The sequence below is a fragment of the Candidatus Didemnitutus sp. genome (assembly GCA_019634575.1).
GTDB lineage: Bacteria > Verrucomicrobiota > Verrucomicrobiia > Opitutales > Opitutaceae > Didemnitutus.
Window position 1 is genome coordinate 578,212 of record JAHCAY010000002.1, and the last position, 25,556, is coordinate 603,767.

The window sequence follows — 25,556 nt, forward strand, 5'->3', positions numbered from 1 at the left end:
GTGACAGTTTGCGTAGCGCCGTCAGCGTTTCCGCTTCGGCCGGTTCTGCGCGTCGAGCAACACCACCGTCGGCACATGCGCTTCCGCCTCCGCGGGCTCGAATTCCGCGTAGGCCGCGATGATCACTTCATCGCCAGGCTGCACGAGCCGTGCCGCGGCGCCGTTGAGCATGACTTCGCCGCGTTTCGGACTGCCGATGACGTAGGTCGCGAACCGCTGGCCGTTGGTCACGTTGTAGATCTCCACGCGCTCGTGGAGCAGGAAGCCCGCGGCGCGCCGCAACTCCGGCCCGATCGCGATCGAGCCCTCATAGTTCAAATCCGCCGCCGTCACCCGCGCGCGATGGAGTTTCGATTTCAGCAAGGTCAGACGCATGGCAAATCACTCCACATCGGCATTCAGCCGCACTGCGTGGCGCAGGCCGAGCAACACGAGCTCCGGCACGATCTCGTCGAACAGCTGCTCGCTCTCGAACATCCGCGCAAAACCGCCCGTGCCGATCACATACGGCCGCGCGCCCGCGAAGCCCTCGGCAGTCAGCTCGCTGAGCAAGCGCTTCACTGCGCCGACGTGCCCGTGATACAAACCCGCCTGGATGCTCTCGACCGAGGTGCGCCCGAGCGCCGACTCCGGACGCTGGATTTCCACCGCCGGCAGCTTCGCCGTGCGCGCCGACAGCATCTCCGCCGAGAGGCCGACGCCCGGCATGATCGCGCCGCCGAGGTATTCGCCCTCGGCCGTCACCACATCGAACGTCGTCGCCGTGCCGCAATCCACCACGATGACATCGCGCTCCGGTTGGCGTTGCGTGGCCGCGATGGCATTGGCCACGCGGTCCGCGCCGACTTCCGCCGGGTTGCGATAGCGAATCTTCAAGCCGGTCTTCACGCCCGCCTGCAGCACGAACGGTTCCGCGCGAAAATACTTCACGCTCGCGGCACGCAGCGGGTAGGCCGCGGGCGGCACGACCGAACAGATCGCCACCTCCGTCACCTGGCTCGGATCGAGGCCGTTTTCGCGCAACACGGCGAGGAAGAACACGCCGAGCTCATCGGACGAACCGAGCGGATGCGTCGACTTGCGGAACTGGAATTTCAGCGCGTCGTCGACGAAGACGCCGCCATGAATCTGGGTGTTGCCGACATCAAGACAGAGGAGCATCGGAATTTTGGATTTCGGGTTTCGGATTTTGGACTGGGACGCGCGGCATCGGCGCATGGTCAACCAACCATTGTTCGAGTGTCGCCGCCAGCTCGGCGCGCGTGGCGCAGGCGCGCAGAACGCCGCCGGGCAGATGCAACGTCGCCGGGAAATCGCCCTCGGCCGCGCCACGTGCGGCGAGGTCGTTGTGCACCACGGCATCGGCCTGCGACCGCGCGAAGATGGTGCGCACTGCCGCGCTCGCCTCCGCGTCCGGTGCGCCGCAGGTCAGCTTGAACGCCACCACGCACAACGGCCCCACCGTGCGCGCCCGCAGCGTGTCGAGCAGCTTCGGGTGCGGACGCAGCCGCAACAGCGGGGGCGCGTCGGTGTCGAGCTTGCCGGCACCGGTCGGCTGCACCCGGCCTGCCGCATCGACAAGCTCGACACCATAATCGCTCACCGCCGCCGCGTGGATCACCGCGTCGAACGGTTCCGCCGCCAACAGCCGCGCGAGCGCAGCGTCGAGATCGGCGAACGTGAAATACGTCTCCTCGCGACAGGCCACCCCCGGCCGCACGGCACCGCGCGCCCGCAGCAGCGTGACACGGTGCCCGCAACGGACGAAATGCTCCGCGAGCAGCGCCCCCGTCGCGCCCGTGCTCGTGTTCGTGAGCACGCGCACGCCGTCGATCGGCTCCGCCGTGCCGCCGCTCGTGATGAGCACGCGCAACCGGCGCGCCGGCCGCACGAGCGCCGCCTCGGTGGCCGCCACGATTCCCGCCGGCTCGCTCATGCGCCCCTCGCCCACTTCGCCGCACGCCGTGCGCCCCTCGGCCACGGGGAGGACGCGCACGCCCCACTCGGTCAGCTGCGCGACGGCCGCGCGCGTCGCCGGATGCGCCCACATCGCGGGATTCATCGCCGGCGCCATCAGCCACGGTTTGCGGCGGTCGTGCGCGAGAAACAACGCGCCCGGCAAATCGTCCGCGAGTCCGGCCGCGAGCCGGTTCAGCGTGTTCGCCGTCGCCGGGCACACCAGCACGGCGTCCGCCCACCGCGTCAGCTCGATGTGTTCGAGCGCCGCACCCGGCGCGAACATGTCCGTCAATGGCACCGAGCCGGTCAGGCCTTCCAGCGTCGCCGGGCCCACGAAGCGCAACGCCGCTTCGGTCGCCACGCAGCGCACGCGATGTCCGCGCTGCACGAGCCGCGAGATTACGTCGCACGCCTTCGCGGCCGCGATCGATCCGGTGAGAACGACGAGGAGATTAGACGCGGACATTGTCGATCAACCTCACTCCTCCGACGTGCACCGCGCCGAGCCGCACGCCATCGCGCTCGGCAACGTAGTCGACGGCAAAACCCGCGCCGCGCAGCGCCTGCTCCGCCGCCGCGGCCGTGCCGGCGCGCAAGAGCTTCGGAAACGCCGCCGCGCGCTGCCGGTCCCCCGGTGCGAGCCGGCGATTGCGCGAGCTGAGCGCCAGACCGTCGACGTCGCGCACGGTCGGACACGCGACAATCTCGCCGGGCAGGAACAGCGCCTCCGCCATGCCGCGCACGAGCTGGAGCTGCTGCCAGTCCTTCTCGCCGAAATACGAGCGCGTCGGCTGCACGAGGTTGAGCAGCTTGAGCACCACCGTGAGCACGCCGTCGAAATGCCCCGGGCGATGCGCGCCCTCGAGCTCGCGGCTGAATTCTGTCTCCGTCACGCGATAGCGATAGCGGTCCTGATACATTGCCGCCGCGGGCGGCACGAACACGTCGGTCGCCAGCCCGCGCGCGAGCTCCACGTCCTCGGCGAGCGTGCGCGGGTATTTCGCGAGGTCGGCAGGATCGTTGAACTGCGTCGGATTGACGAAGACGCTGAGCACGACGCGATCGTTCTCCGCCCGCGCCCGCTCGAGCAGTGCGCGATGGCCCGCGTGCAGCGCGCCCATCGTCGGCACGAATCCGACCGAACAGTCCGCGAAACGCGGCCCCGCCCGCTCGGCGCGCCACGCCGCGATCGATTCGTGAAGGCGCGGCGCGCTCATGCGAGCACCTCCGCGGCCGCCGGGAATCTCGCCGCACGCACGTCGGCCGCGTAAGCCGCGAGCGCCTCCTGCGTGAGCCGCGCACCGTCGGCGTAACGGCGCACGAACTTCGGGCGGAACTCCGGATCGAGACCGAGCAGGTCCGTGATCACGAGCACTTGTCCGGCCGTCTCGACGCCGGCTCCGATGCCGATCGTCGGCACCGGCAGCTCGGTCGTGATCTCCGCCGCGAGCGCCGCAGGCACGCATTCGAGCACCAACGCAAAAATCCCGAGCTGTGCGGCGCGCCGCGCGTCGGCGCGGATGGCCTCCGCATCGTCGAGCGAGCGGCCTTGCACGCGATAGCCGCCGAGCTGATGGATCGACTGCGGCGTGAGCCCGAGATGGCCCATCACGGGAATCCCGCTGCCGACGAGGTGTGCGATCACTTCCTCGTGTCCGGCCACGCCCTCGAGTTTCACCGCCGTCGCGCCGGCTTGGACCAGCGCGCCTGCCGCCTCGACCGCCACCTGTCGCCCGCGCCGATGCGCGAGAAACGGCAAATCCGCCACCACCACGAGGTCGGGCGCGCCGCGCCGCACCGCCGCGGTGTGCGCGATCATCATCTCGAGCGTGGCATGCACCGTGGACGGGAAACCGTGCACCGTCATGGCCACGCTGTCGCCGACGAGCACGGCGTCGATGCCGGCGCGGGCGGCGTGGCGCGCCATCAGCGCGTCGTAGGCCGTCGTCATGACGATCGGCCGGTGGGCGGCGTGGGCCGCGGAAAATTCGAGGATGCTCTTCACGACGCTCCGGCGGTTTTCCGACGACGGAAAACCCGCGGGCGCGGGAGCGAGGGGGACGCGAGTGCTTGTCGCATGGCGATCAGGCCTGAAGGTCCGAGGACGGAGTGGAGGTTGAGAATGTCCGGTCGCGCACGAGTTCGCGCCAGACGCCGCGAAAGGTTGCCGCCGGCGCGGCGCGCGCAAACAAAATCTCCCGCCCTCCGCGTCACGGACACACAAGCCGCGCACAGCGTTGGCCAAGCCCGGCGCAGTCTCCGGCCCGCCCGCCGGGCATACTTGCGTGCTGTTGTCCCCGCCTCGACCGCCTCCCCCGCGCCGATGAATCTCACGACGAACTACCTCGGGCTGCAATTGAAGCATCCCATCATGCCGGGCGCGTCCCCGTTGACCAACAACCTCGCGTCCATCCGCCAGCTCGAGGACGCCGGCGCCTCCGCCATCGTGCTCGCCTCGCTCTTCGAGGAACAGGTGCGGCTCACGCAGACCGAGCGGCTGAAACTCGAAAACCGCCTCTCCGAAGCCGATCCCCTCAACGAGCCCACGCCGTTCTTCGAGGGCAGCGACGCCTACGCCTTCGGCCCCGACGAATACCTCGAGCACATCTACCGCGCCAAGGTCGCCGTCGACATCCCCATCATCGCCTCGCTCAACGCCCGCACGCCCACCACGTGGGTCGACTTCGCGCGCAGCGTGCAACAGGCCGGCGCCGACGCCATCGAGCTCAACCTCTACTTCCTGCCCACCGACACCGACACGACCGGCGCGCGCATCGAGGACCGCATGCTCGAGATCGTCACCTCCGTGCGCGAGAACTCCTCGCTGCCGCTCGCGGTGAAGCTCTCGCCATTCTTCTCGTCGCTGCCGAATTTCACCGAGCGCCTCTACGCCGCCGGCGTGAAAAGCGTCGTCCTCTTCAACCGGTTCTACCAACCCGACATCAACGTCCGCTTCCGCGAAGTTGCACCGAAGCTCGAACTCTCCGACTCCTCGGAGTTGCTCCTCCGCCTGCGCTGGCTCGCCATTCTCAGCGGACGCGTGCCCGTCGATCTCGCAGTGACCGGCGGCGTGCACACGCCAGTCGACGTCATCAAATCGATCCTCGCCGGTGCCGACACCGTGCAAGTCGTCTCCGCGCTCCTCCGCTACGGCCCGCAACACCTGCGCTCGCTCGTCAACGGCCTCAACTCCTACCTCGAGGAGCACCACTTCCGTTCCGTCGCCGATCTCCGCGGCAAACTCAGCCTCAAGAACAGCCCGAACCCCGAAGCCTACGAACGCGCGAACTACGTGCACTCGCTGCTCTTCTGGGACCGGTAGCGCGCGCCGCTCACAGAACGTCATTTGACTCGCGCGAGCCCTAGCGCACGCTCTGCCGCACATGGCAGATTTTCTCACCGACCAGAAAAAGACCACGCGCGCGCTCCTCGTCGGCGTCCAGACGCACGACATGGCCGTCGGCGAAGGCGCCGAGCTGCTCGGTGAGCTGAAGGAACTCGTCGAAAACCTCGGCATCTCCGTCGCGCGCACCGTGCTCGTCACCATGCGCGCCGGCGAGCAACCGAAATTTCTCATCGGCACCGGCAAGACCGCCGAGCTCATCGGCCTCGCCAAGGCCGACGAGTGCGACCTCATCGTCTTCGACAAGGAACTCTCGCCCGCGCAGCAGCGCAACTGGGAGGAGGAATCCGGCCTCGCCGTCATCGACCGCCAGGAAGTCATTCTCGAAATCTTCGCCGACCGCGCGCAAACGCGCGAAGCTGTTCTCCAAGTCGCGCTCGCGCGCATGGAGTATTCGTTGCCGCGCCTCACGCGCGCGTGGACGCACCTCTCGCGCCAGCGCGGCAAAGGCGCGATGGGCGGCGAAGGCGAGACGCAGCTAGAACAGGATCGCCGCCTCGTGCGCGACCGCATCGCGCACCTCAAGCGCGAGCTCGAACAGGTGCTCCAGCAGCGCGACGTCCAGCGCCGCCGCCGCATGCGCAAGCCCGTGCCCGGCGCCGCCATCGTCGGCTACACCAACGCCGGCAAATCCTCGCTCCTCAACAAACTCACCGGCGCGCAGGTCCTCGCGGCCGACAAGCTCTTCGCCACGCTCGATCCGACCACGCGCCAGCTCGCGCTGCCCGACGGCCGCACGCTGCTCATGACCGACACCGTCGGCTTCATCCGCCGCCTGCCGCACCGTCTCGTCGAAGCGTTCAAGGCCACGCTCGAGGAAGTCGTCGTCTCGGATTTCATCATCCACGTCCTCGACGTCGCCAACCCGAACGTCGAACACCACTTCGCCACCACGATGGAAGTGCTCGGCGAACTCGGCGCCGCCGACAAGCCGATGATCATCGCCTTCAACAAAGTCGACGCCACCTCGCCCGAGACGATCGCGCTCTTCCGCGCGCGCCACCCGGAAGCGCTCTTCATCAGCGTGCACACCGGCGAAGGCCTCGACCGCCTCCTCGCGCGCTGCGCCGAACTCGCGATCGACGACCAGATGTCCGCCGAGCTGCTTCTCCCGCACGACCGCTACGACCTCGTCGCCAAGCTCCACCAACTCGGCACCGTCGCCGAGCAGGACACGCGCGACGAAGGCGTCTTCATCCGCGGCCGCTTCCCGCTCAAGCAGCGCGCGCTTTTCGAGCCGTTCCTCGCACCCGCCGCTCCCGCGCCCGCCGCGGCGAAGAAAAAATCTGCGAAGCCAGCCGCCCGCGCGCGCTGAAACGCCGCGCGTTCGCACCATCGGGTGGTCGCCGCCGCCCCCGCGGCGACACGCCCCGCACGCCACCCTCGCCCGCGCGCTCCTTTCGCGAGTAACCAACCGCGGCGGCGCGCGTCTCCCGGAGCATAACGCACCTGTCCGCCATGCGCCTCGCTCCACTGCTCGTCTCCGTGCTCTTCCTCGGCTTCGCCGCCGCCATCGCCGCGCCGACCCCGCCCGCCCAGCCCGCCACCGGCCCCGGCGGCGCCGACTACGCCTACGCGAACGTCGCTTCGCACAGCACCGGCGAAGGCGGCGACGACGTCACGATTTTCTGGCCCGAGAAATCCACTGCGGAAAATCTTCCGGTCATCGTCTTCACTCACGGCTGGGGCGCGATGAAGCCGGAGCACTACCTCGCGTGGATTCACCATCTCGTGCGCCACGGCGCGTTCGTGCTCTACCCGCGCTATCAGAAAAGTCTGCGCGCCCCATCGGCGGACTTCACCCCCAACGCCGTCGCCGGCGTGAAACGCGGCCTCGAGTGGCTTGCGACGCAGAAACAGCTCCCGCGCGCCGATCTCACGCGCCTCGCCACGGTCGGCCACTCCGCCGGCGGCGTGCTCGCCGCCAATCTCGTCATCGCGCTCCCCGCCGCCGGTTTGCCCGCGCCCAAGGCCGCGATGTGCGTCGAACCCGCCGTCCTCGAACGCGACGGCAAACCCCTCGTCCCGTTATCCGACCTCGCCAAAATTCCGGCTACGACGCTGCTTCTCACACTCTCCGGCGATCGCGACACGCTGGTGGGCGACATCGGCGCGCGCCGCATCTACGAATCCGCGACCGCCGTGCCCGCCGCGAACAAGGACTGGCTCGAACTCCGTTCCGACGACCACGGAGCGCCGGCGCTCGTCGCCACGCACCGCGCCCCCGCCGCCCCGCTGCCCGGCTACACGCCACCGAAGCGCGAGGAGCCGAAGGGATTCATCCGGAAGCGCATCGCGGAAAAAGCGAAGGAGCGTCTCGCCGAGCGCGGCCTCGATCTCGACTCCTCGACGCAGGAGCCGCCGGTCACCGACGCACTCGATTACTACGGCACGTGGAAACTCTTCGATGCGCTGTGCGCCTCCGCCTTCGAAAACAAATTCCGCGACGCCGCCCTCGGCGGCGGCCCCGCGCAACTCGACATGGGCAAATGGAGCGACGGCACGCCGGTTAAGCCCCTCGCGCGCCGCAGCGCGCCTCCCGCCGCGCAGTAATCGGGCGGTTTCTTTCTCAAGGCAGGACGCCCGGCGAGTCGCCCTCGGTCCACGGCAAAAAATTCTGCCGACGTCGCGTCCGGCTCGCGCACGCTGAAACGTGCCGTTCGCGCGTCAACCTGCGTAATTTTCCGACGACCGCGTCGCGTGCCTCCGTCCTCCGCCGAACGGCCCGGGCACTCGCATCAATTTCAGATTGCGACCGCCCGAGTTCACGTCGAATTCGCCTCCCGCCCCACGCATTCGCCCCATGCCGACCTTTCGCCTGAACATCAACGGGCAGACGCACAGCGTCGACGCCCCCGCGGACACTCCGCTGCTCTGGATCCTCCGCGACAACCTCCAGCTCACGGGCACGAAATTCGGCTGCGGCCAGGGCCTGTGCGGCGCCTGCACCGTCCACCTCAACGGCGTGCCCGTCCGCTCCTGCCAGATGCCCATCTCCGTCGTCTCCGGCATGCCGATCACGACGATCGAGGGCCTCGATCCCGCCGGAGCGCACCCGCTGCAAAAAGCCTGGTGCGACCACGACGTCGCGCAGTGCGGCTACTGCCAGCCGGGCCAGATCATGACCGCCGCCGCGCTCCTGAAATCCAATCCCACGCCCACCGACACCGACATCGACGCCGCGATGGCGGGCAACCTCTGCCGCTGCGGCACCTATCTCCGCATCCGCGCCGCGATCAAGGACGCCGCGAGCCTCAACACCGCGAGCGCGCCCGCCACGACGACCGCGAACTCAGGAGGTGCAAAATGAGCACCGACACCTTCGCCGTTTCCCGCCGCGAATTTCTCCGCCTCACCGCGCTCGCCGGCGGCGGCTTCGCCCTCGGCTACGTGTTGCCGCGCGATCTCCTCGCCCAGGCCACGCCGCTCGACAACACCGCGCGCGCCTTCACGCCCAACGCATTCATCCGCATCGAGCCGAGCGGCCTTGTCACGCTCGTCGCGAAGAATCCCGAGTTCGGCCAAGGCGTGAAGACCACGCTGCCGATGATCCTCGCCGAGGAACTCGACGTTGAGTTCTCCTCCGTGCGCATCGAGCAGGCCAACCTCGATCCGCAACTCGGCTTCCAGCTCTCCGGCGGCAGCACGTCCGTGCCGACCAACTACCTGCCACTGCGGCGCGCCGGCGCGGTCGCGCGCCACCAGCTCGTCGCCGCCGCCGCGCAGACATGGAACGTCCCCGCCAGCGAGCTCACCACCGACAAAGGCCGCGTGAAGCACGCCGTCACCGGCCGCATGCTCAGCTACGGCGAACTCGCGACCAAAGCCGCGCAACTGCCGCTGCCCGACGAAAACTCCGTGCCGCTGAAACCCATCGCCGATTTCAAGCTCCTCGGCTCGCGCGTCGGCGGCGTCGATAACCCCGCCATCGTCACCGGTCGCGTGCGCTTCGGCCTCGACCAGCACGTGCCCGGCCTGCGCTACGCCGTCTTCGAAAAATGCCCCGTCTTCGGCGGCCGCGTCCGCTCCGCCAATCTCGACGACATCCGCGGCCAGCCCGGCGTGCGCCACGCCTTCGTCATCGAGGGCGGCACCGATCTCGAAACGCTCGTGTCCGGAGTCGCCATCGTCGCGGACAACACCTGGGCCGCCTTCAACGCCCGCCGCCGCTTGCACGTCGACTGGGATTTCGGCCCCGGCGCCGCACAGAGCACCGACGCCTTCGACCGCGAAGCCACCGCGCGCGCCACGCAACCCGGCGCGCCCGTGCTCGTCGCGGGCGATGCCGACGCCGCGCTCGCCACCACCGCGCGCCAGCTCACCGCGAGTTACTCCTACCCCTACATCGCCCACGCGACGATGGAGCCGATGAACTGCACCGCCATCCCGAAGCCCGATGGCGGCCTCGAACTTCTCGTGCCCACGCAAATGCCGCAGCGCGTCGTGGACCAGATCAACGAGGTGCTCAAGTTGCCGAAGGATAAGATCGTCCCGAAGGTCGTGCGCATGGGCGGCGCGTTCGGCCGGCGCTACATGCACGACTACGCGATGGAGGCCGCCGCCATCGCGCTCAAGTGCGGCGAGCCGGTGAAACTCACCTGGACGCGCGAGGACGACATGCGCCACGACTTCTACCGCCCCGCCGGCTGGCATCACCTCCGCGCCGGACTCGACGCCGCAGGCAACTTCGTCGCACTGCACGACCGCTTCGTCACCGTCGGGCTCAACACGAGCGAGAAACCCGGATTCTGCGCCGAGTTCGTCGGCGAGAATTTCCCCTTCAACGCCGTGCCGCACGTCCGCGTCGAGCAGCACATCCTCAACACCAACATCCCGCTCGGCCCGCTCCGCGCCCCCGTCTCCAACACGCACGCGTTCGTCACCGAGTCGTTCGTCGACGAGATCGCGCACGCCACCGGACGCGATCCGCTCGCGCTGCGGCTCGAACTGCTCGGCGCCGACCGCGTGCTGCCGAAAATCAACTTCGACACCGCGCGCATGAAGTCCGCGCTCCGCGGCGTCGCCGACGACGCCAAGTGGGGCCGCACGTTCCCGCGCGGCGAAGGCCTCGGTCTCGCCAGCTACTACAGCCACGGCGGCTACTTCGCCGAAGTCGTGCACGCCAGCGTCGCACCCGATGGCACGCTCAAGGTCCACGAAGTCTGGGTCGTCGCCGACGTCGGTCCGATCATGAACCTCAGCGGCGCGGAAAATCAGGTGCAGGGTTCCATTGTCGACGCGCTCGGCGCTGCGTGGCTGCAGGAGATCACCATCGAGCGCGGCGCCGTCGTGCAGGGCAACTTCAACGACTTCCCGCTCCTCCGCATCGACGCCGCACCGCCGCGCGTCAACGTGCGCTTCATTCAGAGCGACAACCCGCCCACCGGCCTTGGCGAGCCCGGCTACCCGCCGCTGCCGCCCGCGCTGGGCAACGCGATCTTCGCCGCCACCGGCAAACGCATCCGCCGCCTCCCGCTCACGCGCAGCGACCTCCGCTGGACCTGATCCGCGCGGCGCTCAGTCGCCGAACACCGCGTAGAACGCCATCCCGTAGCACTCGCGCAGCGCCAGCTCGGTTTTTGCGAGCGAGCCAGCGTTCGGAATCCAATCGAGATACGGCAGGCCGCGGTTCGGCAGCGCGCGGAAATCCACCGGGAACGGCATCAGCTCCACGCCGGCTTTCTTGAACAACCGCATCGCGCGCGGCAGATGCCAGGCGGAGGTCACGAGCACCACGCGCTTGAGACCGTGTTGCGCCGCGTAGCGCTTTAATTGCGCGGCCTCGTCGGCCGTGTTGCCCACGGCGCCGATCACCGCCGTCTGGTCGCGAGGCACGCCGCGTTCGAGCGCCTCGCGCTGCAACGCCGAGCCCTCGGAACCGCGCGGATCGCCGGTGAAGAGCACCACGCGCGCCTTGCCCCGCTGCACGATCTGCACGCCGGCCTCGAAGCGCTCCACGGCTTCGGACCATTCGGTGACGAGCCCCGGCTCCTTGCCCGGCGACATGACGCCGCCCAGCACGAGCACCGCGTCGCATTCCGGCAGACTGCCGATGCTGCGGGCCGGATAGGCGTTTTCCAGCGAGCGCAGGAGCGCGTTCGCCACCACGCCGGTCGACGAACCCAGCAACACGACCACCGCGAGCACCGCCGCCCAGCGCCACTTCTTCCACGCCGCGAGCAGGATGAGCAGGCTCACGATTCCGATCGGCAGCACGAACGCCGGCAGCAACTTGTTGAAGAAAAGCACGCCGGAGCCAAACCGCGCCGACTCGTCCAAGTCAACCGCCCCGTCTCGACACTAATCCTCAGCCGCTCCTGCCCCGATCCGATCTTGGCTCGATTCGCCCGCGCGGATCGGCCCGGCGATTGGCGGCAATCCTTTCCCCTCTCCGGCGCGGCAGTCGCACTCAGTATTTCACTCCTGTCCGCCAGCCAAATTGTCCTGCAATTTGGCTGCCCGTGGTGGGAGGCACTCCGAACTTTCTGGAGCGAATCAGGGTGTTTTCGCCGGTGTTTCCCCAGGATGTGCACCAGATCGGTCAAATCGCTGGAGCGAATGCGGCGCGGCAACCGCCATTTCGGCGCCGCGGATTCGCTCCATTCGCTTCAAGAATCTTAACCCTAACGGGCTCGTCATCTGCCCCTAACGACCCACGGAAATAGCGAACGGCCTTGTTTCCGAATTATTAGCTTGATGGAAATAAGCCGCTTGCTTGTTTCCACTCATGAAATCCACCTCCGCAGGAAGCCCGTCCGGGCGGTGGGTCAAGACGCTGGAAGGCTACCGAGCCTTTCAGCCCAGTCCGTTGCCCCCGGAGATAGTCTGGACACCCAAGCTAGTTCGGGCGCTCTCCCATGCGGATCGGTTGCTGGGCCGACTCGCGGGCGAGGGTCGGAGGTTGCCCAATCCGCACCTGCTGATTCGTCCGTTCGTGCAACGGGAGGCGGTTTATTCGAGCCGCATCGAAGGCACCCAGGCGACCCTCGGTGAACTACTCGCGGCCGACGCCGGCGTGAGCCCCGAGCGCAGCCCGGAAGACCTGCGCGAAGTAGGCAACTACGTCACGGCCCTGCAGCATGGCCTCAAACGCCTTGAATCGTTGCCGCTGTCTCTCCGGCTCGTTCGCGAACTGCACGAAAAGCTGATGACCGGCGTGCGTGGGGATCACGCGACTCCCGGTCAATTCCGCCGAACCCAGAACTGGATCGGCCGGCCGGGCTGCACCCTGGCCGATGCCTCCTATGTGCCGCCACCGCCGGCCGACCTACTTGATCACCTCGGGCGGTGGGAGGAGTTTCTGCACGACGAGTCGGTGCCGCCGTTGGTCCACGCCGCCCTGATGCACTACCAGTTCGAGGCCATCCACCCGTTCATCGACGGCAACGGACGCGTCGGACGCCTGCTCATCACCCTTTCGTTGTGCGCGCGGGGCGTCTTGACCGAGCCGTTGCTCTATCTGTCGGCCTTCTTCGAGGCGACCCGCAACGACTACTACGACGGCCTGCGTGGCATCACCGAACGCGGCGACTGGGCTGGCTGGCTGGAGTATTTCTTCAACGGCGTCGCGCGGCAGTCGGAAGACGCCTTGAGCCGAGCCGAGCGCATCAACCAACAGCTGGCCGACTGGCGCGAGGCCTTCGCCGGGGGCGGGTCGAAGGTGCCGCTGCAGCTAATCGATCTCGTCGGTTCGAACCCCTTTCTCACGCCCCGCGAGACCGAGCGCCGCCTGGGGGTCGCCTACAACACCGTCATGCGCGCCATCACCGCACTGGAAGAAGGCGGCGTCCTGACCAAGGTCGGGGAAAGCAAGCGTGACCGCGTCTTCTGCGCCCGCGCCATTCTGGACATCCTCGAAGAGCCCGCGCGTCTCGTGCCGGAACCACCCGCTCCGAAACGCCGGGCCACCCGAGACTGATGGACTCCGCGCCACCGCCACGTCAGCAGCGCCTGGGGGAGTTGCGACGCAAGCTCACCGCACTCGCGGCCGAGACGGCACAGACAGAGGATGAAATCGCCGCTTTGGAATCGGATGCTGGCCTCGCATTCGAGGCGCCAAGCTCGACGCCCACACCTCCGCGCACGCCCGCGGAGAAAGTCGCGCTATTTCTCGACCTCTTCGGAACCCGCCGGTCCGTGTATCCGAAACGCTGGGAGAACCAGAAGACGGGCCGCAACGGATATTCGCCGGCGTGTGACAACGAGTGGCGCACCGGGATTTGCGAGAAACCACGGGTAAAGTGCAGCGATTGTCCGCATCAGAAGTTTCCACCGCTCGATGAAAGGGCTATCGAGGCTCACCTGCGGGGCGCGCACACCCTCGGTGTTTACGCCATCGCCATGGATGACACCTGTAGATTTCTGGCGGCAGATTTCGACGGCAGCGACTGGCGTGCCGATGTGTTGGCGTATCGGGAGGCGGCGGAACGCATCGGGATCAAGGTTGCTGTCGAACGTTCGCGTTCCGGAAACGGCGCCCATGCCTGGATCTTCTTTGCACAACCGGTGCCGGCCACCTTGGCACGCCGTTTGGGCACGATTCTGGTGGCCAAGGCTGCAGCGCTTCGGCCCACGCTGTCGTTGGGGGCCTACGACCGGTTGTTCCCCAATCAAGACACCCTTCCCACGGGCGGATTTGGAAACTTGATTGCTTTGCCGTTGGCCCGAGCCCCGCGTGACAGCGGAAACACTCTCTTCTTGGACGCTGATGGGCAGCCCCTGAAGGACCAGTGGATGTATCTCGCGGGATTGCCTCGGTTGAGCCAAGACACTCTCGAACGAACGCTCGCCCGAATCGCGCCGGTCGCCCCGCTTCCATCGTCGCCCCAAACAGAATCCGCGCAGCTATCAGGCGGCGACTTCCTCCTTCAGAGCGACAACGCGATTTTGGACCTATCCCAGCCGCGAATTCGCCCGGGGATGGTGTCGGGTGAAGTCACGGTGCGTCTGGACGCTCAGGTGCATCTCCCACGGTCGCTGCCGGCACCGGTCTTGGCGGCACTACGACGGCTGGCGACTTTCCCGAATCCGATATTTCACGAAAAACTGCGGTTCCGTTTCGCCACCTTCGACACGCCACGTTTCTTGTTTGCTGGGGAATGGCGCCCCGACCGATTGGTGCTACCGCGCGGAGTTTTCGACCGGTGCTTGGGCGTGCTGGACGCAGCCGGCGCAACAGTTGCAGTTCAGGATGCACGTGATGCTGGTGTCCGCATCCATTGGAAATTCGAGGGAGAATTGCGCGCCAATCAAGCGAAGGCGGTTGAAGCCATGCTAGCCAATGACCAAGGCGTGCTGTGCGCTCCTCCAGGCTCTGGAAAAACAGTGATGGGATGTGCAATGATCGCCAAGGCTCGAACCTCGACCTTGGTTTTGGTGCATCGAGCCGTGCTCGTGGATCAATGGCGCGATACGGCCATCCGTTTTCTCGGCTTGAAGCGGAAGGACATAGGAATCTGGCGCGGTCAGGCTTCGAGAATCACGCATCGACTGGATATAGCAATGCTTCCGTCCTTGGCGCGGGCGGAGAAACCCGGTGCCGTGCTCGCAGGATACGGCATGGTTATCGTCGATGAGTGTCATCATGTGCCCGCAGCCTCCTTTGAGGCCATCATGAAGGGCTGCCCTAGCCGTCGCGTTTACGGCCTGACTGCCACGCCCAAGCGAAAGGATCAGCTCGAAAAGCTGATGTTCGCCCAGTGTGGTCCGATTCGGCATACCCTGAATGAAGAGCCCGCGACCAGAGCGCGCCTCGTGAAAGTCCGGGCGACGACCATCGCCCTACCGGCAGGCCCTGGTGAACGTTCACCCCTCCACGAACTATGGGACGCGCTCGTGCGTGACGAGGGGCGTTTAGATGTCATCACCACCGATCTCATGTCGTGTGTGGCTGACGGTCGATCCCCGCTGGTTTTGGCTGACCGCAAGAATTACCTTGAGCGGCTGGAGCAACGCTTCGCCAGCCAGGCGCCCGAAGTCACTCGGTTTCGTTTGGATGGCCTCGTGGGGAAGAAAGCCCGAAAGGATGTCCTGCAAAAGATCGACGGCCACTACAGCGAAGGCCGTCCATTCGTGCTGTTCGCGACGGCGTCCTTGATTGGCGAGGGTTTTGATCTCCCGCAACTGGACACGCTGGTGTTAGCGATGCCTCTCTCGTTCAAAGGAAGGCTGGTGCAATACGCCGGGCGGCTGCATCGCAGCCATGAAGCGAAGCGCGACGCGGTCATTTTCGACTACCTCGACGAGAACCACCCCATCACCCAAGCGATGTTTCGGCGCCGTCTGGCCGGCTACGGCGAAATGGGTTATCGGATCGAAATGCCAGGAACAGTAACGCCGATGGGATTCTGAGTTCCTTGGACTCTGGATCGTAATTATATACAAGCTTTTCAGGGATAGATCCAAGACAGGGTCTGGGAACCCTGAAATAATCGCTCGCGCACCCGGCGCCGCCTATCGCGCACGGCATGCAGAATGCGGTTCCATTCCTCAGCCCAGCCCAGAATTCTCGCGCCGTTGCCGTCGCGATCTATACCCGCGTCTCCACTGATGCGCAGACCGGGCGGCGTTTTGATTCTTGCGAGCACCAGACCGCGGTATGCCGCGAGCATATCGACCGGAAGCGCGCCGAGGGATGGTTCGAGTTCGGGCATTTCAGCGATGAGGCCTACTCCGGTGCGACGCTTGATCGTCCCGGGATCCGTCGACTCATGCATTGTATCGCCGCTGGACAAGTCGAGGTGCTGCTCGTTTACCGGCTCGAGCGAATCCTCCGCAGCATCAGCGAATGGACCCACCTGCAGGACTTCCTACGCGAGCATGGCTGTCGGCTCGTCAGTCCGAGCGATGACCATTCTGACCGGTCGGCATCGGGGCGGCTCAAGAGCAACATGATGATGAGTCTCGCGGAATACGAACGGAGTAACGTGGCCGAGAAAACTCGCTCCAAATTGGAGGCCCAGGCGAAAAGAGGAATGTGGGGCGGCGGCTACGTGCCATTCGGTTATGACTATGATCGCTCCCGCCAGCAGCTCATTCCCAATCCGGGTGAAGCGACCGTCCTGAAACGCATCTTCGACCGCGCCGGTGAACTCGCATCGCTCGGCCAAATCGCCGCCGAATTGACCCATGACGGCGTGCGCAGCGGTGTTCGTTGGCAAAAATGCGGTCTGCGGGAACGCCGTAGCATCGGCGGGCGGGTGTTTCGCACCGATGTTCTCCGGAAAATAATCGGCAATCCACTCTACCGCGGCGTCATTCGCTACGGAGGCAAAGAATACACAGGACAGCACGAACCCCTCGTCGGCAAAGACGCTTGGGAATTGGCCAATGCGGCGATTCTCGAACCGCGAAACAAGCGCGCAATCCGGCTGCGGGACCGCGACACGCATTCCAACCTCCTGAAGGGAATCCTTGTTTGCGAGGTCTGCCAGCAGCCGCTCTTGGGCAAGGCCAGTGGGAAGCCATCGAGATCCGGTTCGCATTATCGCTACTACCATTGCGCCGGGCGAGCCCTGCAGCGTGAAGCAAAGCCGGCGTGCCAGTTGGGCAATTTGCCGGCTCCAGTGCTCGAGGAGTTGGTCGTGACCTTCCTCGGCTTGATCCCGAAGCAGGACGCCACGGCACCGCGCATTACTCTCGACCCTGTAGCTCTCCGGCATCGTCAAGCACCCCTCGACTCAGCTCTGGCTGAAGTCGAGCGGGAGCTCAAAATCGTCCAGTCGAAATTTGATCACTGCACGGAGGTTTTGGCCTGTGGCGGGATCGAGATGTTGCGTCCCGAAATTGTGGAGCGGGCGACGCAACTCACGCGAGAGAGGCAACCGCTGTTGGTGAAACGCGCAGCGATCCGCCAGGAGCTCGAAGGTTGTCGGAATCAAGGATACGATGTAGTCCGCGTGCGCGAGGCGTTCGAGCGATTGAGTCGCGTGTTGCCATCCATGCCGCCTCCCGAATTGCGCTCACTGCTGAGCTCGATTCTCGCACGCATCGACATCCGTGCACTGGAGCGGAGCAATTGGTTCAAAGCCGGAAACCAAGGTGATCGCGTTTTTCGGCTATCGCTCAGTATCCGTGTTGCGAACCTGCTTTTCGCGATGGAGCAAGGCCACGAGGCGGGAACATCGCAACCTACTCGGTCGCCGGCGTCGGAATTCGAGTTCGAGTGCGTCATCGGTCGCCAGCGCCGAGCCATGATCGTTGCTCCTTTCCGAATTGACGTCGGAGAAGTAGTGAAACCTGCACCTGTGGTGGCAACAGGTCACGAACATCCCATTCATCGAGCCACCCGCTGGGGGCAGCGCCACACTGGCGGCACCAGTGTGCGAGCGATCGCCCGAGCGGATCGGGTATCGCCCTCGCTCGTGTCGCTGCACCTCAAGCTCATGCGATTGCCCCCGGAGGCTCAAAGATATCTGCGCGATCTGCGGTCACCCCGGGCCGTTAAACATTTCAGCCTTCGGAGGTTGGCTGCGCTTGTGGCCATGCCGCGCGAAGAACAGGCGAAGGTTTTCGCGAAGCTTCGCGCCGACCTCGTATAGGACGAACGGTCCTACACCGCAGTTGTGCAACGCCCACGGGCGTTGCACGGCACTCGGCTCGCGGAAACACCACAGCTGTGCAGCAAATACAAAAGCCCGTCCGCACCGTTGCACACCGGTCTCCACCGCCGCCTGATTCCCAGCCATTTACGCCGTGTGCAACACCGGCGGTCTGATTTGTATTACAAATCAATTTGGCTGCCCAAGCTGGACAGAATCACGAACTTTTTGGAGCGAATCAGGGCGTTTTCCGAGACATTTCCCTCTCGCGTGGGCCAGTTGTGTCAATTCGCTGGAGCGAATGGGGCGGCTTTCCGGGCATTTTAGCGCAGTGGATTCGCTCCATTCGCTTCAAAAAGCCTCACCCTAACGGAGTCGAACTATAATCCTAACGAGCATACATTCGAAGTCCATGCGGTGCGAGTGTGGACGATGTTGTGGTGGTATCCTCAAATACTTGTGCCCCAATAGGTGTGCGTAGCGCCAGACTCGTAGCGTAGCGGGATTTTGTCGCGGTGCATGTACCGCAAACGCAGCTTCTGCCGAACGATCACCCGAATTCGGATCTTCACTTTGACTCTGATGGATTCCAGCGATGCGGCCCGAGGTGACCTGCTCCCGAGCCGGGTTGGTTGTGAAGTTGGTTTACTGACACAGGATTCGGGTGCAAGTGCAGGATCGCTCCGGTCCCAGGAGCCCCCACCCGGGGGGCTCGCGCGATTTTTGCCGCAAACTCGCTGGGTGTGAGCCCGCGAGGGCTACGCTAACTATTATGGATGCGCGAGTGGTGCAAAGAGAGCGAGCACCGGCAGCCCAGCGGCGTCTGAGCGTTACCGTCGGGGTCGAGCGGGACCGGGCGTCGCGCAGGTGTGGGAGCGGAGCGAAGGCGACAGGCGGGGAGTGGAGGGAGGAGTCGGCGCCGGCGGGAGCGCGGCAAGGCCGCCGGTATCACGACCGGAGAGCCTGCGACCGGGAGCGATCCTGGCGAATGGTCGTGCTCGGACGACGAATCGCCAGAGGCGGCCGTGAGCGCGGAGGCCAAGCCGTCTCCGCCCGCAACGAGTGGTCGGAGCCGCAGTCGAAGCAGAGCACCGGCGCAGTGGCCGGTCCCGCTCGTGCTATCCAAGCCGGCCTTGGTCGGTGTCAGGACGGCGTTCTTTGCAGCGAACACACGTGAGTCGGCACACCTCCAGTTGCTCTTGTAGCAGTCGGCACTTACGCCGCGACGACGCGACCATGAGCTGTTTCCATTGTCTGATACGCAATAGCTATCAGTTCAAAAACCATAAAGTCTCAGCGGTGCAGGGGAAATCGGGTATGCTCCACGCCATGTCGGCCCTGGTAAGCGATCATCATATTAGGGATTCGTTGTTTGAGCTTTCGCGGACGCAGTCGGCTGCCGAGGAACTCAAATGTCGTGCAATTCTGCGGCTGGTGGACGTGTCTCAGGCGTTCGGTGATGAGTTGCGACGGCAGTTGGGTGCCAGCGGCCTCACCGAGGCTGGGTTTCTTGTCTTGGCGCATTTGATCCATGGCGAGCCTGCGGGCGAATCACCCACTGAAATCGGTCGGACCCTTCCTCTTTCCCGTCAGACGTTCCGCGATGTGCTCGGGCGCTTGGAGGTCTCCCGGCTGATCTCGCGCGAACACGTGGCGGGCAATTGTGAGCATTCAATCATCAGCGCCACGGACGATGGGAGGCAGGCATTCCAAGCCGCCACCGAAAGCGCCTTGAAACTCATCAATCTCATGGCCGCAGATTTGGATGACAGGGAAAGCTCCCTTTTGGACCTGACGTGCATCCGACTTAATCAGCAGCTCAGCAAACTCAAGACCACCTAGACTCCCAAGCGACCTCTATGCATCCCTTGCGCATCATCAAGAAGCTCGGTTCCGTTTCTTGGCTCGCCGCCGCCCTCGCCCTTTTTGCCGCCGGCTGCTCTCGGTCGGCTCCGACTCCGCCGCGCCCCGGACCGGTCGAGGTGGAAGCGGTCGAAGTAACCACGGCCCCCGTGGCGTTCACGCGCGAATTGCCCGGCCGGACGGCAGCACGGCGCATTGCCCAAGTGAGGGCGCGCGTCAGCGGCATCATCCTCAAGCGCCACTTCACCGAGGGGGCGGACGTGAAGGAAGGCGAATTGCTCTACGAGATCGATCCCGCTCCCTATGCGCTGAATCTGGCCCGGGCGCAGGCTGAACTCCAGCGGGCGGAATCCAATCTGGCCGCAGTCAGACTCCAGGCCGAGCGCTTCAAACCCCTCGTCGCCACCAACGCGATCAGCAAGCAGCAATACGACGACGCGGTCGCCTCAGCCGGAGTGGGCGAAGCTGCGGTGGCGGCGGCGAAAGCCGCCGTCATGGCGGCGGAGCTCGACCTGGGTTACGCCAAGGTCACCGCTCCGATCAGCGGTCGCATCGGCTTGGCCGAGGTCACCGAAGGCGCCTACGTGCAAGCGGGGCAGGCGACGTTGTTGGCAACGGTGCAGCAAATCGATCCGATCTACGTCAACCTCGTGCAACCGAGCACGGAGATCGAACGCATGCGCCGGGAATTCGAAAGCGGGCGGATGCGCAAGGACGGCGACGGCCTCCCCGAGGTCACGCTGCTGATGGAGGACGGAACGGAATACCCCGTTCGCGGCCAGTTGGAGTTTGCGGACATCACTGTGGACCGCTCGACGGGCTCAGTGACGCTGCGGGCCCTGTTCCCAAACCCCGACAAACGCATCCTGCCGGGCTCGTTTGTGCGCGCGCGCTATGAGGAGGGCGTCAACCCCGCCGCGTTGCTGGTGCCGCAGCAGGCGGTGTCGCGGAATTATCGCGGCGATCCGACCGTCTATGTGGTCGCGGCCGATGGAACGGCGGAACTCCGCCCGTTGAAAGTCAGCCGCGCCTACCGCGACAACTGGGTGGTCGATTCGGGGCTGAAAGTGGGCGAGAAGGTCATTGTCTCCAATCTCCAGCGGATTCGGCCGGGGGTTCCGGTGAAGCCGGTGCCGCTCGCCGCGACACCCGCAGCGCCGGCCGCCAAGGAACGCCAACCCTGACGAGCGCCCTCCGGCAAGCGTCATCCAAATCTGATTCTCCATGGTAAGATTCTTCATTGATCGCCCTGTCTTTGCGTGGGTGCTATCCATTCTCGTGATGGGTGCCGGCCTGCTGTCGATCCGCTCGCTGCCGGTCGCCCAGTATCCGAACATCGCTCCGCCGCAGGTCGCCATTTCCGCCACCTATCCCGGCGCCTCCGCCGAAACGGTCGAGAACACCATCGCGCAGGTGATCGAGCAGAGCCTGACCGGCATCGACAACGTGCTCTACATGCAGACCACGAGCGATTCGGACGGCAACGCGACCATCACGATCACGTTCCGCTCCGGCACCGATCCGGACATCGCCCAGGTGCAGGTGCAGAATAAGCTGCAGTTGGCGATTCCGCTCCTGCCGCGCGACGTGCAGAACCTCGGTGTCAAGGTCCAGAAGTCGGTCCGCAACTTCTTGGTCGTCTATTCGTTTTATTCGGAGTCCGGCGCCCTGACGCGCGAAGACATCTCCGACTTCCTCAATTCCACGCTCAAGGAACCGATCAGCCGCATCCCCGGCGTCGGCGAGACGGTCGTATTCGGCTCCCAATACGCGATGCGCATCTGGCTGAACGCGGACCAGATGACGAATTACGGCATCACCGTGGCCGACATCACCAATGCGCTGGCTGCGCAGAACGCGCAGGTTTCTGCGGGACAGTTCGGCGGCAGCCCGGCGATCCCCGGGCAGAAGCTTAACGCCACGATCACTGCGCGCAGCCGTCTGCAGAGCCCGGAGGAATTTGCCGAAGTGCTCCTCCGCACCAGGCCGGACGGGAGTGCCGTTCGCTTGGGGGACGTGGCAACCATCGCGTTGGGCGGCGAGAACTATGCCATCGACGCATTCTTCAACGGCCACCCATCTTCGGGCATGGCGATCCGGCCAACGGTCGGCGTCAATGCGCTTGAGACCGTCAAGCAGCTCAACGCCTATCTGGCATCGCAGGAGTCGTTTTTCCCGCCGGGGCTGAAATACACCGCGGCATTCGACACTACGCCGTTCATCCGCCTCTCGATCGAGGAGGTCGTGAAGACGCTCATCGAGGCGATCATCCTCGTGTTCCTAGTGATGTATCTGTTCCTGCAGAATTTCCGGGCGACACTCATCCCCTCGATTGCGGTTCCGGTGGTGCTGCTGGGCACCTTCGGGTGCATGGCGGCTTTCGGATTCACGATCAATACGCTGACCATGTTTGGTTTGGTGCTGGCGATCGGCCTGCTGGTCGACGACGCCATTGTCGTCGTCGAAAACGTCGAGCGCGTGATGGCGGAGGAGGGGCTGTCGCCCAAGGAGGCCACGCGCAAGTCGATGAACCAGATCACCGGGGCCTTGGTCGGCATCGGTCTCGTCCTTTCCGCCGTGTTCATTCCGATGGCGTTCTTCGGCGGAGCGACCGGCATCATCTACCGACAGTTCTCGATCACGATCGTCTCCGCGATGGCCTTGTCGGTTTTCGTGGCGCTGACGCTCACGCCGGCGCTCTGCGCCACGCTGCTCAAGCCCATCCCGAAGGGGCATCACGACGACAAGCGCGGCATCTTCGGATGGTTCAACCGGAGCTTCGGCCGGGCCACCAACGCCTATATTTTCGGTGTGGACGTTTCGCTGCGGCGCTGGGGGCGCTCGCTTGTCGTCTATGCCGGCATCCTCGTGGCGATGGGTGTGGTTTATGTTCGCATCCCGTCGTCTTTTCTCCCGGAAGAGGATCAAGGCGTCCTCATGATGCAGGTGCTGCTCCCGGCTGGCGCCACGCAGGAACAGACCAGCACCGTGCTGAAAAAGGTGACCGACCATTTTCTGACAGCTGAAAAGGACTCCGTCGAATCAGTGTTTTCGGTGGCCGGGTTCAGTTTTGGCGGGCGCGGCCAGAATGCCGGCCTCGGCTTCATCAAGCTGAAGGATTGGGAGCATCGCACTTCCGAAAGTCAGCGGGTTGCCGCAGTGGCTCGCCGGGCGATGGGTTACTTCTCGCAGTTGAAAGACGGTCTGGTCTTTGCCTTTCCGCCGCCGGCGATCATCGAGCTCGGCACAGCGAACGGCTTCGAATACCAGCTCATCGACCGGTCGGCCCAAGGGCATGAAGCGCTGATGAAAGCGCGCGGACAAATGCTCGGGATGGCGGCTTCCGACGCGAGGATCGTCAACGCCCGCCCGACGGGCTTCGATGACGTGCCGCAGTATAAGCTTAAGATTGAGGACGACAAGGCGAGCGCCCTGGGCGTTTCGCTCGGCTTGGTCAACCAGACGCTCGCCGCAACGTGGGGATCGTCTTACATCGGCGATTTCAGCCATCGCGGGCGCGTGAAGCGCATCTACATGCAGGCCGACGCGGCCTACCGTATGAACCCCGAGGATCTGAATCGCTGGCACGTTCCGAACGCGGCGGGTGATCCGGTCCCGCTCGACGCCTTCGTCGGCGGGCAGTGGTCGTTCGGTTCGCCCTTGCTCTCCCGCTTCAACGGCCTGCCGGCGATCACGATCCAAGGGCAGGCTGCACCCGGCCGAAGCTCGGGCGAGGCGATGACGGCGATGGAGGAACTCACGCGCAAATTGCCGCCGGGATTCGACTACGCCTGGACCGGTTTGTCCTACGAGGAAAAGCAGTCCGGCGCGCAGGCTCCGGCGCTCTATGCCATTTCGCTCTTCGTCGTGTTCCTGTGTCTGGCGGCTCTCTACGAAAGCTGGTCGGTGCCGTTCTCGGTGATGCTGGTGGTCCCGATCGGCATTCTCGGCGCGGTGTTGGCCGTGTTCATGCGCGGCTTGTCCAACGACGTCTATTTCCAGGTCGGTTTGCTTACGGTGGTCGGTCTCTCGGCTAAGAACGCGATCCTGATCGTTGAATTCGCCCGCGACGGCTACAACCGCGGCATGAGCCTGATCGACGCGACATTGCTCGCCTGCCGCCAGCGCCTGCGCCCGATTGTGATGACTTCACTGGCCTTCGGGCTCGGCGTCCTGCCTCTGGCCATTGCGCGGGGCGCGGGTTCCGGCAGCCAGAACTCCGTGGGCACCGGCGTGCTCGGGGGCATGGTCACCGCCACGGTTTTCGCGATCTTCCTGATTCCCGTTTTCTATGTGGTCGTGGCCCGGCTCTTCAAGGTGAAGCCCGAACCCGCTTCCGACCAAAACTGAAAATCTTCCGACCATGCGTCCATTTGCGATTCTAGCCTTCGGTTGCGCCCTGCTTGCGGGATGTTCGATGGCACCCAAATACACCCGCCCGGAGGCGCCGGTCGCCGCGCGCTTTCCCACGCACGAGCCGGAGACTGCTTCATCGGTTCCGTCGGCGGCCGAGCTGGCTTGGCAGGATTTCTTCCGCGACGAGCGACTGAAGCGCATCGTGGAGCTCGCGCTCGAAAACAACCGGGACCTGCGCGTGGCCGCTCTCAACGTCGAGCGCGTGCGGGCGGTCTATAACATCCAGCGTTCGATCCTCATCCCGAGCGTTGACGCCACCGGACGCATGAGCCGGGAACGCACACCGGCCGAGTTTAGCGCGTCCGGCCAGCCTGTCACGGGCTCGGTCTACAGCGTGGGGCTCGAGATGCCCTCCTATGAACTGGATTTCTTCGGCCGGGTCGCGAGCCTGCGCGACCAGGTGCTCAACCAATACCTCGCCACGGAAGAGGCCCGACGCAGCGCCCAAATCGCTTTGATTTCGGCCGTGGCCCGCCAGTATCTCGCCGCGTTGGCAGCGAGGGAGCAGCTTGAACTGGCGAAGGAAACACTCGCCGCGGCGGAGCATTCCTACGAGCTGAGCCGGCAGGGATTCGAGGGCGGGGTGCGGTCGGAACTGGACTTTCGCACCGCCGAGGGCCAGCGCGAAACCGTCCGCGCGGCGGTGGTGGCGCAGGAACAGCGACTCGCGCAGATCGAGAACGGCCTGGTGCTGCTGGTCGGCGCGCCGCTGCCGGCGGACTTGCCTCCGGCAGGTTCGCTGGCAACGCAGGCGCTGCTTGAAGACATCCCCGCGGGTGTGCCGGCTGACCTCCTGACCCGTCGTCCCGATGTGCGGGCGGCCGAACATGCGCTGCTTGCCGCCAACGCCAACATCGGCGTGGCGCGCGCCGCCTTTTTCCCGTCGATCAAGCTGACCGCGTTCGCGGGCTCGGCCAGCGCTGAACTCTCGGGACTGTTCGAGGACGGCTCAGGCCGTTGGAGCTTCGCCCCGTCCGTGACCCTGCCGATCTTCGCGGCCGGCCGGAACAAAGCCCGCCTCGACGTGGCTTGGATCGAGCAGCGCATCGAGATCGCCAACTACCAGAAAGCCATTCAATCCGCTTTCCGCGAGGTGGCTGACGCCCTCGCAGTGCGCGGGATCATTGGTCGCGCCATCGCCGCGCAGGAGGCGAGGGTGCAGGCGGCCCAGCGCCGGCACGATCTCACGACGCAGCGATTCGACGCCGGCATCGACCCCTATCTGAGCGTGCTGCTGGCGAAGCAGGAACTCTTCGCGGCGCAGCAGGCGCTCATCGACGCTCAACTTGCCCGCTTGTCCAACCTGACCGCGCTTTACGCTTCGCTCGGCGGCGGATGGAAGGACGAATCCTCCAACGCACCACCGAGAAAATAAC

General features: G+C 65.3%; 18 protein-coding genes. 12 read left to right on the top strand and 6 right to left on the bottom strand.

Annotated elements, in window-relative coordinates; translation table 11 throughout:
- Positions 1 to 21: 21 nt before the first annotated feature.
- The 5 genes from KF715_17575 to panB are packed head-to-tail and all read right to left on the bottom strand — an operon-like array spanning position 22 to position 3,964.
- Complete coding sequence (locus KF715_17575) at positions 22 to 375, bottom strand: aspartate 1-decarboxylase (protein MBX3738509.1); 354 nt, start codon at positions 373 to 375, stop codon at positions 22 to 24.
- Positions 376 to 381: 6 nt separating this feature from the next.
- A complete protein-coding gene (locus KF715_17580; GenBank protein ID MBX3738510.1) occupies positions 382 to 1,161 on the bottom strand; it encodes a type III pantothenate kinase in 780 nt (259 codons plus the stop codon).
- Positions 1,145 to 2,425, bottom strand: coding sequence for a bifunctional phosphopantothenoylcysteine decarboxylase/phosphopantothenate--cysteine ligase CoaBC (coaBC, locus tag KF715_17585; protein ID MBX3738511.1), 1,281 nt, complete (start codon positions 2,423 to 2,425; stop codon positions 1,145 to 1,147). Before coaBC ends, KF715_17580 begins: the two co-directional genes overlap by 17 nt.
- Positions 2,412 to 3,176 (bottom strand): pantoate--beta-alanine ligase, encoded by a 765-nt coding sequence (gene panC, locus KF715_17590; protein ID MBX3738512.1) that lies wholly within the window; start codon positions 3,174 to 3,176, stop codon positions 2,412 to 2,414. The genes coaBC and panC overlap by 14 nt, the downstream gene beginning before the upstream one ends.
- A complete protein-coding gene (gene panB, locus KF715_17595; GenBank protein ID MBX3738513.1) occupies positions 3,173 to 3,964 on the bottom strand; it encodes a 3-methyl-2-oxobutanoate hydroxymethyltransferase in 792 nt (263 codons plus the stop codon). Before panB ends, panC begins: the two co-directional genes overlap by 4 nt.
- Before the next feature lie 318 nt (positions 3,965 to 4,282).
- Between panB and KF715_17600 the strand changes: the two genes are divergently transcribed.
- From KF715_17600 to KF715_17620, 5 genes are all read left to right on the top strand, one after another.
- Complete coding sequence (locus KF715_17600) at positions 4,283 to 5,281, top strand: dihydroorotate dehydrogenase-like protein (GenBank protein ID MBX3738514.1); 999 nt, start codon at positions 4,283 to 4,285, stop codon at positions 5,279 to 5,281.
- A 61-nt stretch (positions 5,282 to 5,342) separates the two neighbouring features.
- Entirely contained in the window at positions 5,343 to 6,677 is a 1,335-nt protein-coding gene (hflX, locus tag KF715_17605) for a GTPase HflX (protein MBX3738515.1), read from the top strand.
- 143 nt (positions 6,678 to 6,820) lie between these two features.
- Complete coding sequence (locus tag KF715_17610; protein ID MBX3738516.1) at positions 6,821 to 7,915, top strand: alpha/beta hydrolase; 1,095 nt, start codon at positions 6,821 to 6,823, stop codon at positions 7,913 to 7,915.
- Between the two features lie 250 nt (positions 7,916 to 8,165).
- Positions 8,166 to 8,672, top strand: a complete 507-nt coding sequence (locus tag KF715_17615; GenBank protein ID MBX3738517.1) for a (2Fe-2S)-binding protein — start codon at positions 8,166 to 8,168, stop codon at positions 8,670 to 8,672.
- Positions 8,669 to 10,867, top strand: coding sequence for a xanthine dehydrogenase family protein molybdopterin-binding subunit (locus tag KF715_17620; GenBank protein MBX3738518.1), 2,199 nt, complete (start codon positions 8,669 to 8,671; stop codon positions 10,865 to 10,867). Before KF715_17615 ends, KF715_17620 begins: the two co-directional genes overlap by 4 nt.
- Before the next feature lie 12 nt (positions 10,868 to 10,879).
- Here the strand turns inward: KF715_17620 and KF715_17625 are convergent, their stop codons facing one another.
- Positions 10,880 to 11,611 (bottom strand): YdcF family protein, encoded by a 732-nt coding sequence (locus tag KF715_17625; protein ID MBX3738519.1) that lies wholly within the window; start codon positions 11,609 to 11,611, stop codon positions 10,880 to 10,882.
- Between the two features lie 478 nt (positions 11,612 to 12,089).
- On the opposite strand from KF715_17625, the gene KF715_17630 reads away from it, so the two are divergent.
- The 7 genes from KF715_17630 to KF715_17660 all read left to right on the top strand — a co-directional run bounded on the left by KF715_17630 (position 12,090) and on the right by KF715_17660 (position 25,555).
- Complete coding sequence (locus KF715_17630; GenBank protein ID MBX3738520.1) at positions 12,090 to 13,280, top strand: Fic family protein; 1,191 nt, start codon at positions 12,090 to 12,092, stop codon at positions 13,278 to 13,280.
- Positions 13,280 to 15,712, top strand: a complete 2,433-nt coding sequence (locus KF715_17635; GenBank protein MBX3738521.1) for a DEAD/DEAH box helicase — start codon at positions 13,280 to 13,282, stop codon at positions 15,710 to 15,712. The genes KF715_17630 and KF715_17635 overlap by 1 nt, the downstream gene beginning before the upstream one ends.
- 116 nt (positions 15,713 to 15,828) lie before the next feature.
- Entirely contained in the window at positions 15,829 to 17,901 is a 2,073-nt protein-coding gene (locus tag KF715_17640; GenBank protein MBX3738522.1) for a recombinase family protein, read from the top strand.
- A 1,317-nt stretch (positions 17,902 to 19,218) separates the two neighbouring features.
- Complete coding sequence (locus KF715_17645; protein MBX3738523.1) at positions 19,219 to 19,743, top strand: hypothetical protein; 525 nt, start codon at positions 19,219 to 19,221, stop codon at positions 19,741 to 19,743.
- A 17-nt stretch (positions 19,744 to 19,760) separates the two neighbouring features.
- Complete coding sequence (locus KF715_17650; GenBank protein MBX3738524.1) at positions 19,761 to 20,948, top strand: efflux RND transporter periplasmic adaptor subunit; 1,188 nt, start codon at positions 19,761 to 19,763, stop codon at positions 20,946 to 20,948.
- A 40-nt stretch (positions 20,949 to 20,988) separates the two neighbouring features.
- Entirely contained in the window at positions 20,989 to 24,114 is a 3,126-nt protein-coding gene (locus tag KF715_17655; GenBank protein MBX3738525.1) for an efflux RND transporter permease subunit, read from the top strand.
- A gap of 13 nt (positions 24,115 to 24,127) precedes the next feature.
- Positions 24,128 to 25,555, top strand: coding sequence for an efflux transporter outer membrane subunit (locus KF715_17660; GenBank protein MBX3738526.1), 1,428 nt, complete (start codon positions 24,128 to 24,130; stop codon positions 25,553 to 25,555).
- Position 25,556: the final 1 nt, after the last annotated feature.